15 protein-coding genes are annotated in these 15,941 nt (G+C 45.5%); 6 read left to right on the top strand and 9 right to left on the bottom strand.

Features of this window, described 5'->3' with window-relative positions; all coding sequences use genetic code 11:
• Positions 1-120: 120 nt before the first annotated feature.
• The gene (gene rnhA / locus AB4263_RS07145) at positions 121-585 is read right to left on the bottom strand and encodes a ribonuclease HI (RefSeq protein WP_372097978.1); all 465 of its coding nucleotides are present in this window, start codon (positions 583-585) and stop codon (positions 121-123) included.
• A gap of 56 nt (positions 586-641) precedes the next feature.
• Here rnhA and dnaQ point away from each other — a divergent pair, with 56 nt between their 5' ends.
• Together dnaQ and AB4263_RS07135 are read left to right on the top strand one after the other, a co-directional pair.
• Positions 642-1,409: a DNA polymerase III subunit epsilon gene (gene dnaQ / locus AB4263_RS07140; RefSeq protein WP_017060722.1), complete on the top strand. Its 768-nt coding sequence runs from the start codon at positions 642-644 to the stop codon at positions 1,407-1,409.
• Positions 1,410-1,418: 9 nt separating this feature from the next.
• Entirely contained in the window at positions 1,419-2,666 is a 1,248-nt protein-coding gene (locus AB4263_RS07135) for a TIGR03503 family protein (protein WP_136978527.1), read from the top strand.
• A 128-nt stretch (positions 2,667-2,794) separates the two neighbouring features.
• Here the strand turns inward: AB4263_RS07135 and fadE are convergent, their stop codons facing one another.
• Positions 2,795-5,260, bottom strand: coding sequence for an acyl-CoA dehydrogenase FadE (fadE, locus tag AB4263_RS07130; protein WP_102394429.1), 2,466 nt, complete (start codon positions 5,258-5,260; stop codon positions 2,795-2,797).
• 330 nt (positions 5,261-5,590) lie between these two features.
• Here fadE and lpcA point away from each other — a divergent pair, with 330 nt between their 5' ends.
• Positions 5,591-6,166, top strand: a complete 576-nt coding sequence (gene lpcA, locus AB4263_RS07125; protein WP_017066852.1) for a D-sedoheptulose 7-phosphate isomerase — start codon at positions 5,591-5,593, stop codon at positions 6,164-6,166.
• A gap of 64 nt (positions 6,167-6,230) precedes the next feature.
• Complete coding sequence (locus AB4263_RS07120) at positions 6,231-7,076, top strand: class II glutamine amidotransferase (protein ID WP_010436557.1); 846 nt, start codon at positions 6,231-6,233, stop codon at positions 7,074-7,076.
• 100 nt (positions 7,077-7,176) lie between these two features.
• Here the strand turns inward: AB4263_RS07120 and purN are convergent, their stop codons facing one another.
• Together purN and purM are read right to left on the bottom strand one after the other, a co-directional pair.
• Entirely contained in the window at positions 7,177-7,851 is a 675-nt protein-coding gene (gene purN / locus AB4263_RS07115) for a phosphoribosylglycinamide formyltransferase (RefSeq protein WP_372097975.1), read from the bottom strand.
• Positions 7,852-7,983: 132 nt separating this feature from the next.
• Positions 7,984-9,024, bottom strand: a complete 1,041-nt coding sequence (gene purM, locus AB4263_RS07110) for a phosphoribosylformylglycinamidine cyclo-ligase (protein ID WP_008222945.1) — start codon at positions 9,022-9,024, stop codon at positions 7,984-7,986.
• Between the two features lie 169 nt (positions 9,025-9,193).
• On the opposite strand from purM, the gene upp reads away from it, so the two are divergent.
• Positions 9,194-9,820: a uracil phosphoribosyltransferase gene (gene upp, locus AB4263_RS07105; protein ID WP_017060716.1), complete on the top strand. Its 627-nt coding sequence runs from the start codon at positions 9,194-9,196 to the stop codon at positions 9,818-9,820.
• A 141-nt stretch (positions 9,821-9,961) separates the two neighbouring features.
• Here upp and AB4263_RS07100 read toward each other — a convergent pair whose 3' ends face one another.
• Positions 9,962-11,200, bottom strand: a complete 1,239-nt coding sequence (locus AB4263_RS07100) for a uracil-xanthine permease family protein (RefSeq protein WP_017060715.1) — start codon at positions 11,198-11,200, stop codon at positions 9,962-9,964.
• Positions 11,201-11,478: 278 nt separating this feature from the next.
• Here AB4263_RS07100 and AB4263_RS07095 point away from each other — a divergent pair, with 278 nt between their 5' ends.
• A complete protein-coding gene (locus AB4263_RS07095) occupies positions 11,479-12,738 on the top strand; it encodes a DUF2066 domain-containing protein (RefSeq protein WP_102428239.1) in 1,260 nt (419 codons plus the stop codon).
• A 110-nt stretch (positions 12,739-12,848) separates the two neighbouring features.
• On the opposite strand, the gene AB4263_RS07090 is transcribed toward AB4263_RS07095, so the two are convergent.
• The 4 genes from AB4263_RS07090 to AB4263_RS07075 all read right to left on the bottom strand — a co-directional run bounded on the left by AB4263_RS07090 (position 12,849) and on the right by AB4263_RS07075 (position 15,810).
• Complete coding sequence (locus tag AB4263_RS07090) at positions 12,849-13,286, bottom strand: DUF2069 domain-containing protein (RefSeq protein WP_017060713.1); 438 nt, start codon at positions 13,284-13,286, stop codon at positions 12,849-12,851.
• Entirely contained in the window at positions 13,283-13,876 is a 594-nt protein-coding gene (wrbA, locus tag AB4263_RS07085) for an NAD(P)H:quinone oxidoreductase (protein ID WP_017060712.1), read from the bottom strand. The genes AB4263_RS07090 and wrbA overlap by 4 nt, the downstream gene beginning before the upstream one ends.
• 6 nt (positions 13,877-13,882) lie before the next feature.
• Complete coding sequence (gene arsC, locus AB4263_RS07080; RefSeq protein ID WP_017060711.1) at positions 13,883-14,233, bottom strand: arsenate reductase (glutaredoxin); 351 nt, start codon at positions 14,231-14,233, stop codon at positions 13,883-13,885.
• 122 nt (positions 14,234-14,355) lie between these two features.
• On the bottom strand, positions 14,356-15,810 hold the full coding sequence (locus tag AB4263_RS07075; RefSeq protein ID WP_017060710.1) for a M48 family metallopeptidase: 1,455 nt from the start codon (positions 15,808-15,810) through the stop codon (positions 14,356-14,358).
• Positions 15,811-15,941 lie beyond the last annotated feature (131 nt).

Genomic DNA, 15,941 nt, shown 5'->3' with positions numbered 1-15,941 from the left:
ACTATTGGGGGTCAGTTCATAGTTGTCGGCTTTTCATCTATCAATTCGATTGAGAAATTGTCAATTAGTTTAAGAAATTATAAATCGCTTTCTGAAATGTGCGTCTAATTAAAAAGACGATTAGCTTGGTTGATAGCCCGTATCTTTTAGAGTCGGATTCTCCGCTGCATTTCGCGCTAAATCATCACACATTTCGTTTTCTCTGTGTCCGGCGTGTCCTTTTACCCAGCGCCAATCAACGTTATGGCGAGCGGTTTCTTTATCGAGCCTTTGCCACAGATCGGCATTTTTAACCGGTTTCTTGTCGGCTGTTTTCCAGTCACGCTTTTTCCAGTTATGAATCCACTGTGTGATGCCTTGACGCACGTATTGGCTATCTGTGGTCAGAATCACAGAGCAAGGTTCTTTGAGGGCTTGGAGAGCAACGACAGCGGCGAGCATTTCCATACGGTTATTGGTTGTTAGCGTGAAACCTTCTGCTAGCGTCTTCTCGACTTTTTTGTAGCGAAGTACGATGCCATAGCCGCCGGGACCAGGGTTGCCTAAACAAGAACCATCAGTGAAAATTTCAACTTGTTTCGTCATGATTTGATACTATTACCTCAAGCACATTATCGGCATAGTCTGACACAGTTATCCTTATGAATACCAGTAGCACTCCAGAACAAAGCACGAACGAAAAAAACAGTTCGAACGAAAATAAGCGCATTGTTGTACTCGATACCGAAACCACCGGTATGAATACAGAAGGTGGCCCTCACTATATGGGTCACCGCATCGTTGAAATTGGTGCAGTAGAGATCATCAACCGTAGGCTGACCGGGCGTCATTTCCACGTCTACATCAAGCCCGATCGTGCGATTCAAGAAGAGGCGATTGGCGTTCACGGTATTACCGATGAATTCTTGATTGATAAGCCTGAATACCAAGACATTCATAAAGAGTTTCTCGACTTTATCAAAGGTGCGGAGCTGGTGGCTCATAACGCGCCCTTCGATACGGGCTTCATGGACTATGAGTTTGAGAAGCTCAACCCAGCGATAGGTAAAACGGATGACTACTGTAAAGTTACCGATACCTTGGCAATGGCGAAGAAGATATTCCCAGGTAAAAGAAACAACCTAGATATCTTATGTGACCGTTACGGTATCGATAACTCGCACCGCACTCTCCACGGCGCATTGCTCGATGCGGAGATCCTAGCCGACGTCTACTTATTGATGACGGGTGGTCAAACTTCGCTGCAATTTAACGCTGGTCAACAGGAAGGTGAAGCCGAAAGCATACGAAGAGTAGAAAGTGGTCGAAAATCCCTAAAGGTTTTACGAGCTACGGCCGATGAAGTAGAAGCGCATCAAAGTCGTTTAGATCTCGTCGAGAAAAGCGGAAGCTGCCTCTGGCGTCAGTAGGGAGAAAGTATGTTAAGGGTATTGGCTACCGGTTGCTTATTGCTGTTAAGTTTTGGCTTACATGCAGCAACAGAATCCGTTATGAGTTTATTGGACAACCGTTTTCGAGTTGATTCCAGTATTGAACAAGTCACCTTTGTGATTTATCGAGCCGATAACTCTAAACCTGTCGTTTTGGTTCGCCCTGATGGCAAGAAATACTACTCTTGGCGCAATGCTGATAATGTCCGTTGGTACGAAGAATCGTCCATGGACATTATCTCTATCGACAATCCGATGCCCGGCCCTTGGCAAGCGATAGGTAAAGTTTCCCCTAAGAACAATATCAAGCTGCTGTCTCATCTTGTTTTGGATGCTAATGAGTTCCCAGATAAGTTGTATCAAACAGAGCGCATCAAATTTACCGCTCGACTGACTTCTGATGGCAAGCCGCTGGTGCTGCGCGATTTTCTCGATCGCGTGAAGCTTAAGGTTACCTTTACTAAGTTTGTTGAAAACGAAGAGTCTTTGGTGAGAGAAGCGCGCCCGGTGCCGGTTGTGATGGGCGAGTTTGCCGATGATGGCGCTGATCTTGATGAAAAGGCCGGAGATGGTGTGTTCACTGTCTCTTTGCCAATTGATATCGAGCCCGGTAAATACCGAGCGCGTATTACCTCTGGTAATGGCGTGTTCCTGCGAGCGCAAGAGCAAGAAGTCTTGGTTTACCCAACACCGATCACTAGCACCTTCATTCAATCACGAAAAGAGGGTTTACCTCATACTATTGTGGTGTCTGGTGAACAGGGGATGATCGCACCGAGCTCGTTAGCGGTTCATGTTGAGCACAAGGCTCCTGATGAATATGTGATGTACAAGCAGGGGCAAGCTGAAGTCGACGCAATGAAAGTCGCTTTAGAGGTGCCTTATAATGGCGATTTAGGAATTTATAATTGGTCAGGGATGGTTTATGCCACTGATGCTTCAAGTCAGCGCCCGCTGATTTTTCCAATTACCGAGCAGTCGTACAGCGTTGTTGAAGATATCGACTTAGCAGAGTCACGACGTCTTCAAGAAGAAGCTCTTGCTGAACAGAAGCGTATCGCAACAGAGTTGATGATCCTTCAAAAACGTGAAGATGACAGACAGCGCAGTATGATCATTATTGCGGTGGGTAATGTGGTCGCTATTCTATTGGGCTTATTGATTTGGTTTGTGGTTCGTAAGGTCAAGGCGAAGAAAAAAGCGTTACCTGAGATGCAGCTCAAGGCGCCCAAGTAACTCGCTTAGATGATTAGACTGTCTAGAGAGAATAAGCTGCTAGACAAAGCATTGGAATTTGTGGCAACGAAATCATGAACAAAAAAACGGGACTCATAGTAGTCCCGTTTTTGTTTCTTTTTCTGGCCTTAAGCGACGTTATCAATCGATTGGTCTGGGTACTGAGATTTTGCTGCAAGCTCCTCTGGTGAGAAGTCATCCACGTTAATCGTGTACAGTCTATGTTCCTCAGCGCTAATCAGAAGATTTGCTTCGTCTTGCGTTAAGATACCTTTCTCAAGTCCCAACTGAGCAACAAGATCAAGTCGTAAGAAGGCACGTTTTTGATGTGTCTCTTTGCAGACTTTGTCGAACAGAGGTTCAGCTTGAAGAATCACTTCTAGCGCTTTTTCAATCTTACCTACTGGGTTGTATTCCGTCGCTTCTAGGTATTGGCCGCGACCTATACGAGAGCGTGTTTCGCTTGGTGTTTGTAGAATGTGCGCAACTTTGCTATCGAGCTTGTCGTTTGGAGCACGACGGATACGACCAAATGGCATTAGCACAACACGAAGCAGACGACCAATCACAGGGTTAGGGAAGTTCGCTAAGAATTCATCAATCGCCACTTCAGTCTGACGTAAGCTATCTTGCATCCCCCAATGTACTAACGGTAGATCTTCAGCGTGGCTGCCTTCACTTTCAAAGCGCTTCAACGTTGCTGAACCGAGGTAAAGTTGACTTAAGATATCACCCAGTCTTGCTGATAAACGTTCTCTACGCTTCAGTGATCCGCCTAGAACTGCCATTGAAATATCAGACAGTAGCGCTAGGTTTGCACTGTAGCGGTTTAGCTGTTGGTAGTAACGCTGTGTCTGTTTATCTGTTTTATTTGAAGGTGTTGGCGCATCAGAACCACGACCATCGGTTAAACCAAACCACAAGCTGCGGACTAGGTTGCTCATCGTAAAGCTAACGTGCCCTGCTAACGCTGAATCAAACTTATCAAGCGCATCGCTGCTTTCAGAATAAGCCGCTTCCATTTCGTTCAGTACGTAAGGGTGACAGCGAATCGCACCTTGACCATAGATGATCATTGAACGAGTCAGGATGTTTGCGCCTTCAACCGTAATCGCGATAGGCGAGCCTTGGTAGCCACGAGCTAGGAAGTTCGATGGGCCTAAACAAATGCCTTTACCACCGACGATATCCATCGCATCAATGATGCTGCGCTGGCCACGGTGAGTACAGTGGTACTTAACGATTGCAGAGATAACCGAAGGCTTTTCACCAAGGTCGATGCCCGCAACGGTTAGGTTACTTGCAGCGTCCATTACATAAGCGTTACCTGCAAGGCGTGCAAGTGGCTCTTCAACCCCTTCCATGCGGCCAATAGGCTGTTTGAACTGACGGCGGATACGAGCGTAAGCGCCAGTTGCAAGCGCGGCAGACTTGATGCCACCAGTTGAATTTGAAGGCAGTGTGATACCACGACCAACCGACAGGCACTCAACCAGCATACGCCAGCCTTGACCGGCCATTTTCTGACCGCCAATGATGAAATCGATAGGCACGAAGATATCGTCGCCTTGCGTCGGGCCATTTTGGAAAGGTACGTTTAGTGGGAAGTGGCGGTTGCCAATCTCTACGCCTTTTAAATCCGTTGGGATAAGCGCACAAGTGATACCAAGATCTTTTTGATCACCAAGCAGGCCATCCGGGTCACGAAGTTTAAAAGCTAAGCCTAATACCGTCGCGACAGGCGCGAGAGTGATGTAACGCTTGTTCCAAGTTAGGCGCATGCCGAGTACTTCTTCGCCTTGCCAGTCGCCTTTACAAACCACACCGTAATCTGGAATAGAGCCAGCGTCTGAGCCAGCTTCTGGGCTAGTTAGTGCGAAACAAGGGATCTCTTTACCTTCCGCTAGGCGAGGCAGGTAGTGGTTTCTTTGTTCTTCTGTACCGTAGTGTTGTAAAAGCTCACCAGGGCCTAATGAGTTAGGTACGCCAACCGTCGATGACAATACACTAGAAACACCCGTCAACTTCTGTAGAACCAAAGATTGAGCGTAAGCTGAGAACTCTAAGCCGCCGTATTTTTTCTTGATGATCATGGCGAAGAATTTATGGTCTTTCAGGTATTGCCATACTTCTGGTGGCAAATCAGCAAGCTCATGTGTCACTTGGTAATCGTTGACCATTTCACACACGGTATTTACTGGACCATCTAAAAACGCTTGCTCAGCCTCAGAGAGTTTTGGGTCAGCAATGTTCTGAAGCTTCTTCCATTCAGGTTTGCCTTTGAACAGCTCTGCTTCCCACCATACTGTGCCAGCTTCTAGTGCTTCTTTTTCTGTCTGAGACATCGCTGGCAGAACTTTCTTAAATAAAGAGAGTGCTTTTTGGCTGATCAGTGTCTGACGAATGGTCGGTACAGCAAAGATCGCAACGGCTAATAGATAGCAAAGCCAGCCAGTAACAGCCACGCCGCCAAACAGTGTGAGTGCTATCATCGCGCAGGTTAGTACAACTAATGCACGCACAAGACTAACTCTATGGTAAAGACAGACGCCTAAGATGACGGTCATGCCGAGTAGGGAGAGCAATATGTTCATGATCGATTTCCTTTTCAGAGATCACTTATTGTTATTAAGTTTTAGGTAAGAGGTCTAACCAGTTAAGTGTAAACAAAATATTAAATATTTGTAAAACTCTAAATTGGATAAAAAGCGATCTGAATAGAGTTAAAATTCTAATTGTGAGAGGTTGGTGGTGAATATTTGGGCGGATCGACAGTGACTGGTTAATAAAGGTGGCAATCTTTGGGCTTAAGTGTCGACACTATTTCATGTTTGTGGGTAAACTCAGTGATATAAAGAGGGGGAACCCCTCAATTCTCGTTTCGCGCAAGTTAAACTGCGCCAAAAAAATAAGAGATAAGCCTTATGTACCAAGACCTAATCAAAAGTGAATTGAACGAAGCTGCTGACGTTCTTAACAAGTTCTTGAGCGATGACCACAACATCGCTCAAATTGAAGCGGCTGCAAGACTGATTGCCGACTCATTCAAACAAGAAGGCAAAGTGCTTTCTTGTGGTAACGGTGGCTCACACTGTGATGCCATGCACTTCGCGGAAGAGCTTACTGGTCGATACCGTGAGAACCGCCCAGGTTATGCTGGTATTGCGATTTCAGATCCTAGCCATTTATCTTGCGTGAGTAATGATTTTGGTTACGACCACGTATTTTCTCGCTATGTAGAAGCGGTAGGCCGTAAAGGTGATGTGCTGTTTGGTTTGTCGACTTCTGGCAACTCTGGCAACATTTTAAAAGCGATTGAAGCTGCTCAAGCGAAAGGCATGAAAACCATCGCCCTAACAGGTAAAGATGGCGGTAAAATGGCAGGTTGTGCAGACATCGAAATCCGAGTTCCACATTTTGGTTACGCAGATCGCATTCAAGAAGTTCACATTAAGATTATTCATATTGTGATTCAACTTGTTGAAAAAGAAATGGAATAGTCGTTTACAGAGATTTAAAGCACAGCTTAGGCTCTGCTGGTTTTAATAGGGAGTAGATTAAACCATGTGTGAATTGCTCGGTATGAGCGCGAATGTGCCAACTGATATTTGTTTTAGTTTTACTGGTCTGATGCAGCGTGGAGGTAACACAGGTCCACACCGTGATGGATGGGGTATCACTTTTTATGAGGGAAAGGGTTTTCGTACTTTTAAAGATCCTAACCCTAGCTGTGAATCTAAGATCGCAGAGTTGGTTCAAAACTACCCAATTAAAAGCCAGGCTGTTGTCAGTCATATTCGTCAAGCCAACCGTGGTGGGGTTAATCTTGAAAATACTCACCCTTTTACCCGCGAACTTTGGGGAAGATACTGGACTTTTGCTCACAATGGTCAGTTAACAGACTACGATGATCTTATCAGTGGTCGTTTCAGACCGGTAGGTGAGACGGACAGTGAGCTCTCTTTTTGTTGGTTATTAAAACAGCTCGAGGATCGCTTTCCTGAACCGCCTCAAGACATGGAAGGCATGTTTCGCTTTGTTGCTGAGTGTTGTGACCAGTTACGAGATAAAGGTGTCTTCAACATGTTGTTGAGTGATGGTGAGTATGTGATGACGTACTGTACCAATCATTTGTACTGGATAACAAGACGCGCGCCTTTTGGCAACGCGAGCTTAATTGATGAAGACGTTGAGATTAACTTCCAAGAAGAGACCACGCCGAACGATATAGTTACCGTAGTGGCAACTCAACCTCTTACATGCAATGAGGAGTGGTTTAGAATGAAGCCTGGCGAATATGCGCTGTTTCATTTTGGTGAGCTGATAGGTAACAACCATCAAGCGTTAGAAGATGTTGCTTACGCACCTAAAAAAGTTGCGAGCCAAGCACCGACTGAGCCATTGAGCTAAAACCTCCGGGTAGTATTATTTGCTCTGAACAAAAGAGAGGCCGCTTACTGAACCAAAAGATCAGTAAGCGGCCTTTTTATTTGATTTAGTTTTTGACGAACTACTCTTCTGCGTAACCGTGCTTGCCCAACGCTATACCGTCTAAGATCGCTTGCCCGTTTACCATTAATAAACGATCTTCAGCGAACCATTTACAGACCATAGGGTAAATGCAGTGTTCTTGAGTCAGCACTCGGCTTGCCAACATATCAGCATCATCATCTTCAAATACCGGCACCTTAGCTTGCAAGATCACAGGGCCGCCATCGAGCTCCTCGGTAACAAAGTGGACGCTAGTACCGTGTTCTTTGTCTTGCGCATCAATGGCACGCTGGTGGGTGTGTAGGCCTGGGTATTTCGGCAACAGAGAAGGGTGGATGTTGACCATTTTCCCTGCATAGTGACGAACAAACTCTGAACTCAGGATTCGCATGTAGCCAGCGAGTACGATTAAATCTGGCTGGTAAGCATCGATCTGAACCATCAATTCATGGTCAAACTCTTCACGTGAACCAAAGTCTTTTGGATTCACTGAATGAGCGTCAACACCTGCGGTTTTCGCTCGTTCTAATCCAAAAGCCTCTGCTTTGTTTGAGAAGACAGCTTTAACCGATGCATCAATCATATCGCTATCGCAGGCATCTAAAATAGCCTGTAAGTTACTTCCGCTTCCTGAAACTAACACAACGATGTTTTTCTGAGAGTGACTGGTTTTATTTGAGTGATTGTTTTTCATAGAGTGGGTCATACGATTGATTAACTGAATTGTTTACAATGTACCTACATAAACTAAGGTTTTCTGCGGGCTAAATAGCAAAATGAGGACCATTAGGTCCTCATTGATTAACTAAGTAAGTGAGCGTATCACTTATTTAATTTCAACTTGCTCTTCGCCAGCTTCAGCGTTTGCGATCTCACCGATAACCCAAGCGTTTTCGCCTTCAGCTTTCAGTAGTTCAACAGCAGCGTCTGCTTGATCTTTAGGTAGAGCAACAACTAGGCCTACACCACAATTGAAAGTGCGGTACATTTCGAATGTCTCCACGTTACCTTTCTCTTGTAGCCAGTTGAAGATAGCAGGCCATTCCCAGCTCTTGCCATCAATGACTGCTTTAGTACCTTCAGGAAGTACGCGTGGGATGTTTTCCCAGAAACCACCACCTGTGATGTGTGAGATAGCATGAATGTCATGCTCTGCAATCATCTTAAGTGCCGATTTGATGTAAATCTTAGTTGGTTCTAGTAGGTGCTCACCGATAGTGCGACCTTCTAGTTCTTCACTCTTATCAGCACCAGAAACTTCTAGGACTTTACGAATTAAAGAGTAACCGTTTGAGTGTGGACCACTTGAGCCAACAGCGATAAGTGCGTCGCCTGCTGCTACTTTAGTGCCGTCGATGATGTCAGCTTTTTCTACAACGCCAACACAGAAGCCAGCAACATCGTAGTCGTCGCCTTCGTACATGCCCGGCATTTCAGCGGTTTCACCACCGATAAGTGCACAACCAGCTTGAACACAACCTTCAGCGATGCCAGAAACAACGTCTGCTGCTGTGTCTACATCTAGCTTACCTGTTGCGTAGTAGTCTAGGAAGAATAAAGGCTCACCACCTTGAACGATTAGGTCGTTCACACACATTGCCACTAGGTCGATACCAATGGTGTCGTGTTTTTTCAGATCCAAAGCAAGGCGAAGTTTAGTACCAACACCATCAGTACCTGAAACAAGTACCGGCTCTTTGTATTTCGTTGGAAGTTCACATAGGGCGCCAAAGCCACCAATACCGCCCATTACTTCAGGGCGACGAGTGCGTTTAACAGCACCTTTAATACGGTCTACTAGTGCATTACCTGCGTCGATATCAACACCAGCGTCTTTGTAGCTTAGAGAAGAAGTATTACCACTCACGGGATAGTCCTCGAACTTAAGTTGGATGTGAAAACGGCGCTATTCTAACAGGGCTTGATTACCAAGAGCAAACGTTTGCGCGGTTTTTTTTATTAGAATAAAGATTCTGAAATAACCTTAGAGTTCGTGTATAATCTACAGGTTTGTTTAAATATTGCCGGAGTTGGAAATGAAAGTTGTTGAAGTGAAACACCCGCTAGTAAAACATAAAATTGGCCTGATGCGTGAAGGTGAGATTAGCACTAAGCGTTTTCGTGAGCTAGCGACAGAAGTGGGTAGCCTTCTAACATACGAAGCGACATCAGACTTTGAAACTGAGCGTGTGACGATTAACGGTTGGAACGGTCCAGTTGAAGTTGACCAAATTAAAGGTAAAAAAGTAACAGTAGTGCCAATCCTACGTGCTGGTCTAGGCATGATGGACGGTGTTCTTGAGCACATCCCAAGCGCACGTATCAGCGTTGTTGGTATCTACCGTGACGAAGAAACGCTTGAGCCAGTTCCATATTTCAACAAGCTTGCATCTAACATCGATGAGCGTATCGCTCTAGTGGTAGACCCAATGCTTGCAACGGGTGGTTCTATGATCGCGACTATCGACTTAATGAAAGAGAAAGGTTGTAAGCACTTCAAGATTCTTGTTCTTGTAGCGGCTCCTGAAGGTATTGCGGCTCTAGAAAAAGCGCACCCAGATGTTGAACTTTACACAGCTGCAATCGATGAGAAGCTAAACGACAAGGGTTACATTGTTCCTGGTCTTGGCGATGCTGGTGATAAGATCTTCGGTACTAAGTAATTCGGTTTCAGCTTAAGTGACTCTAAATCGTTTCTTAACTCGCTGAATTAGCCGTATTAATAGAAAGGGAGAGCATTCGATGCTCTCCCTTTTTTGATCTTGTTAGGTTGTGATTCTTTGGAATCTAGCCTTACCGACTCATTAATCGATTTGAGCTTTATCTACCACAGTGTTGTCACCTAGCTCTTCTGGAAGTACTAGGTTAAGTAGAATCGCAACGATACCGCACAAGCTTACGCCCTGTAGGCTAAAGTCACCGATACCAAAGGCCATGCCGCCAATACCAAAGACTAAAGTAATGCCCACAATCACAAGGTTACGTGATTTATGCAGGTCAACGTTGTTCTTGATGAGTGTGTTAAGGCCCACTGTTGCGATAGAGCCAAACAGTAGAATCATGATGCCACCCATTACAGGAACCGGAATCGTTTGAAGTAGTGCGCCTAGCTTACCAACCAATGCAAGAACGATAGCAGTAACAGCAGCCCAAGTCATGATCACTGGGTTGAATGCTTTCGTCAGCATTACTGCACCTGTTACTTCACTGTACGTAGTGTTTGGCGGCGCGCCCAGCATTGAAGCGGCAATTGTTGCCACACCGTCGCCAGTAATAGTGCGGTGTAAACCTGGTTTTTTAAGGTAATCTTTACCGGTCACGTTAGATATCGCAAGCATATCACCTACGTGTTCAACGGCAGGTGCAATCGCGACAAATACCATAAAAAAGATAGCGTTGATGTTGAACTCTGGCGTTGTGAAGTTTGGCAGTGCTAACCAAGATGCTTGCGCTACTGGAGTGAAGTCTACCGCGCCGTATACCAAGCTGGTGATGTAACCCGCAACAATACCACCGAAGATTGGCAGTAGCTTAAGGAAGCCTTTTGAAAACACACTGATGACAATCGTCACTAACAGTGAAATTGAAGAGATCCACAGGGCAGCGTCTGCATCAACAAGCTGAACCGCACCATCGCCTGTCTTACCTAGCGCCATGTTAACTGCAACAGGTGCAAGACCTAAACCGATAACCATGATCACAGGGCCAACAACGACTGGTGGAAGCAGTTTATGGATGAAGCCAACGCCACGAACTTTAATTAACGCGCCCATTAGTACATACACAACACCCGCTGCCATCAAGCCGCCCATGGTTGCACCAACACCCCAAGTTTGAATACCAAACATGATAGGCGCGATGAAAGCAAAAGAAGATGCTAAGAAGATTGGCACTGAACGGCGTGTAATAAGTTGGAATAAAAGGGTACCGATACCTGCGCCAAACAGTGCAACGTTGGGATCTAGTCCAGTCAGTAGCGGCACTAATACAAGCGCACCAAATGCTACAAACAGCATTTGCGCACCTTGCAGAGCATTTTTCATGTTATGTCCTTAAAAATGGTCGTTATATGAAAAGCGAAAAATAAAATTCGCGGGATTCTATCACTTGGCAATCGATTGCTACACCAAATAGATCAAATTTATTTATCTTAGTGATGTTTTATATCCATCTAAGCCCTAGAAATTCAGTTTATAAGTGAGCGATTTATCATGGCCAGGTGATATTTTGTGGTTATTAAACACAGTGGGCGCTATCGACCTTGCCCCTCAATCCATAGTTGCTTATCATCTAGGCACAAGATTTGAATATTAGGATCAGTATGCGCTACATAGCATTGTTGTTGATGGGACTATTAGCCTCTCCGAGTTATGCCTTAACTCAAGTAGATATTTTTAGTGCTGAAGTTGCGATTAACGCTGAAGACAAACAGCCAGAACAAGTGGCAAGAAATACAGGTATGGAGCAGGTATTGATACGTGCGACTGGCCAAACTGATGTCGCTTCGAATGAGACGATTCAAAAGGCGATGCGCAAGAGTTCGCAGTACATGTCTCAAATGAGTTTTGGCGAAAGCAATGACCAATCAACATTGCGTATGCGTTTTAACGGTGCTCAAATCCGTTCTCTGTTGACTCAAGCACAGTTACCTTACTGGCCTGACACGCGTTCAAACATCCTTGTTTGGCTGGTGGAAGAGGACAACTACGACAAGAACATCGTATGGGAACACTCTAACTCACAGTTAGCAGCTAGCTTACAAGCTAACGCAAAAGAGCGTGGCTTGCCTCTAACGCTGCCTGTGGGTGACTTTGACGATATTACGGGTATTGCGACTTCTGATTTGTGGGGTAGCTTTGTTACGCCAATCAGTAAAGCGAGTCAGCGTTATCCTGTTGATGCTGTGTTGGTGATAAAGGCTCAATCTTCAGGCCTACGTTGGGCTCTATACGATCAAAAGCCAAGTCAATTGACGAGTGCACCAACATCGCCTGTAAGTGGTTCACTATCGGGTAACAGCGACACGACTTCTAAGAAGTTAGTTGACCAAATCAGTAACTACTACGCAGGCAAAAGTGCTGTGACGGTAGCGAGTGAGTCATCAGAATCGATTTTAACGCAGTTTATTAGCCTGAATAATGCTCAAGACTTCTTCCAGTTAGAGAACGCACTTAAGCGTCTAAACTCGGTGGCAAGCCTAGATATTCTGAAGATTCAGAACAACGAAGTCACTTTCCGAATTCACTTATTGTCGACTCAACAAGAGTTTGAGCAAGAAGTAGCAAGTATTCGCCAAGTTGCGAAGGTTGAAGAATCTTACATTGAGCCTGAAGTGAGCCCTGAATTTGAAACTCAAGACAACACAATGTCTGTAGGTGATGATTCAACAGACGCTGCTGAAGTCGTTGGTGACGAAACTGACTCAGGCGTACAAGTGATTAAGGGCAACGAGGTATCTGAGGATGCTGAGCTAACGAATACGCCTGACACAACGTTAGAGGATTCTAGTACAGAAGATCTAACCATCACTGCGCCAGTACATGCTAAGCCAAGCTTGGTATACGAGTGGGTTCGCTCATAATTGTCAGCTGACATGACTGATTGAAATGAAAACTTGAAAAAAGCCCTGCAAGAGCAATCTCGCAGGGCTTTTTGTTTGTAAGCGGTCAGTTTAAAAGCATGGGCTCAATATTATTGCTCGAACTTAGCTTTCTCTCTCTTTTCTACTTCGGAAAGGCGCTTCAACTTGATGCCTAACTCTTTGGCTCTAAAGCGAGTAAATAAGATATTGCCCGCGAAACCTAGAGTCGTCAGAAGCAGTTCTACAGCCGCTAATAAACGTTCACCATCGTCTACATACAAGATAGTTAATGCGTGTAGGAAATAGAGCATCAAGACGAAATTTGCCCATGCGTGCGTATAAGGTTTTCCTGCTAAAATGCCCGGTAATGGCAATAACAGCGGGATAGCCCAAGCAATCGCCAGTGTGACATTACTGAGATGAGGGTGCGGTGAAAGCGTCATCTGCCAAGCCACCACCCAGAATAACAGTGACAAGTTGCCCGCTAAAGCAAGGTAGCGAAATAGCTTGGTTTTGGGAGACATAGCCTTCTCTGGCATATACATCATTGAGAAATTCCCTTCTGATTTATTGCGATGCGCGCTAGGCGTTTACCTAGGTTTTGCGCCAACTCAATCTCTTCTTTGCTAAGTGAAGCGCTCTCTCCAGTACTGCTTGCACCATAAGGCGTACCACCAGTTTGAGTGGTGTGCAGCGCCGGTTCTGAGTAGGGGATGCCCACGACTAACATGCCGTGATGAAGCAGGGGCAACATCATGCTTTGTTGTGTTGTCTCTTGACCACCATGCAATGATGAAGAAGAGGTAAATACACAACCTGGCTTATCGATGAGATCACCATTGATCCACATTGATGTCGTGCTATCCCAAAAGTGCTTCATTGGCCCGGCCATGTTACCAAACCAAACCGGACTGCCTAGCGCCAAACCATCACAAGATCGAAGTTCTTGTAACGAGGCAATAGGATCGGTTGGTTGATAACGCGAATCAGGCTGCTCTTCTACTGTGTACACGTCGTTCACCGTCCTTAGCATAGCTTCGCAGTTCGGGATGGATTCAACCCCTCGTGCAATCTGCCTTGCTAGAGCTTGTGTGTTGCCGTGGCGACTGTAATAAAGAACAAGAATGTTAATGCTCATATTGGATTACAGAATCTCTAGCACTTGCTCTGGAGGACGACCAATTTTTGCTTTGTTGTTCGCGACAACGACTGGGCGCTCAAACAGTTTTGGATTGGTTGCCATCGCGGCGAAAAGATCTTCATCAGTAACTGAAGCATCGCCAAGGTTTGCTTCTTTGTAGTCCGCTTCTTTGGTGCGCATCATGTCGCGAACACTGTCAAAACCAAGCTGAGTGAACAGTACTTTCAGCTGTTCAACTGTTAACGGAGTCTCCAGGTATTTGATGACCTCTGGCTGTACGCCGTTTTCCTGAAGCACTTCTAGAGTTTGACGGCTCTTTGAGCAGCGTGGGTTATGATAAATCACGACAGACATGGTTCTTCCTCATTATTATTTTTGATTTAGTTGTTTAGCTGAAGCCACCAGGGGTGACTTCTTTTTTGTGTAACGTTGAGCTTTCTTTTTATTCTGGTAACGAGCTGTTACCAGTAAACACTCTATTGTAGCGACAAGAAGCGCTCTCGTTGAATCATTAGCTGATCAATTCGAGCGTCGTAGCGTGCTTGTTTTAGGCTTCCTAATTCTGCGATTTGGCTTGCTTGCGTGTAGTACTGAATCGCTTTGTTCCAGTTGGCTTGCAGTGCCAAAATTTCTGCACGAGCAGCCAGTTCTTCGTCGCTATTACCAAGGCTCGTATTTACTTTTGAAAGTAAGTGCCAGCCATTGGTGTCATTCGGGTTATCGTGCGTGTAACGCTGCAATACGCGAACCGCTTCTTGAAGATCTTCATTTTCAATCAGTGCGTTGGCGTAGTTAATGGTCAGAACCGGGTTGTTTGGTTGACGAACCAGTGCCGATTTAAGTTCTTTAATCGCAATCTCAGGCTGCTTCTTCTCGATGTGCAGATCCGAAATAGCATCTAGATAAAACAGGTTGGTTGGATCGCTGTTAATCAGCTTGTTCAGGATGGGCTCTGCTTTGTCTAATTTTTTAGAGTCTAGGTAAACCAGTGCTTGGCCATATTCTAATGACGGAACCAAAGCTTTAGGGGCTTTCTTTAGCTGACGCTCAAACCAATCAAGAGCAGCATCATTATTAATGCCAGCATAGCGCGCAACAATGCGGGCTCTTGCTAGGTGGTAGTCCAGAGAGGGAGCCAGTTTCAGTGGCGGGTAACTACGAGCACGAGCACGTGAATCGGTAATTCGGTCTTCTGGTAATGGGTGAGTCAGTAGCATTGGCGGTGGTGTGCTCGCATAGCGATATTCATCAGCTAAACGGCCAAAGAAACGTGGCATCGCATTCACATCAAACCCAGCTTTTGCTAGCGTGTTGATACCAAAGCGGTCGGCTTCTTTTTCATTACTACGGGTGTAGTTGATTTGGCTTTGCATATTACCCGCAGTCGTTGCCGTTAGGGCTGCAATGCCGGCTTCAGGAGCTGCAATTGCCAGTAATACAGAGGCTGCTAGCGCTGCAATGGTTGCTGGAGAGCGGCGCGCTTGGTCTTCCATACTACGCGCTAAGTGACGTTGGGTTACGTGCGCGATTTCGTGCGCTAATACAGAAGCTAATTCACTTTCAGATTGTGCATGCAGGAATAGACCTGAGTGCAAAGCAACATAACCACCAAAGAAAGCAAAGGCGTTGATGTTGCGGTCACGGATCATAAAGAACTGGAAAGGTGTCTTTACATCATTTGCGTTCGCGACCAGACGATGGCCAAGAGTATCAATATATAGATTTAGAACTGGGTCGTTTACGATAGGCTGGCTACTTCTGATGATGCGCATGTAGGCATCACCATAGATAAGCTCTTGGTCGATAGTGAGTGTGCCGCCAGCAGCGGTACCGATATCTGGTAGCTCCAAACTATTGGTATTCGCCATAGTTGGGGTGCTTAATGTAGCTGCGATGCATAAGCAAGCAATTGAGCGAGCGCGTTTAAACATATTAGTCAGTAATACTCCGTTTCTTCTGACAGTAAGACAAGTGCAATGGAAATTGGTTCTTTATCTGATTTAACCTTTGCCAAGTGCGTGCGCTATCATGAAGGAGGATGAATGAATGATGGCGCGTTTTC

Origin of the sequence: Vibrio sp. 10N.261.55.C5 (genome assembly GCF_041470505.1) — a bacterium.
GTDB classification, from domain to species: domain Bacteria; phylum Pseudomonadota; class Gammaproteobacteria; order Enterobacterales; family Vibrionaceae; genus Vibrio; species Vibrio crassostreae_C.
This window is presented reverse-complemented; position numbering and strand designations above follow the sequence as displayed.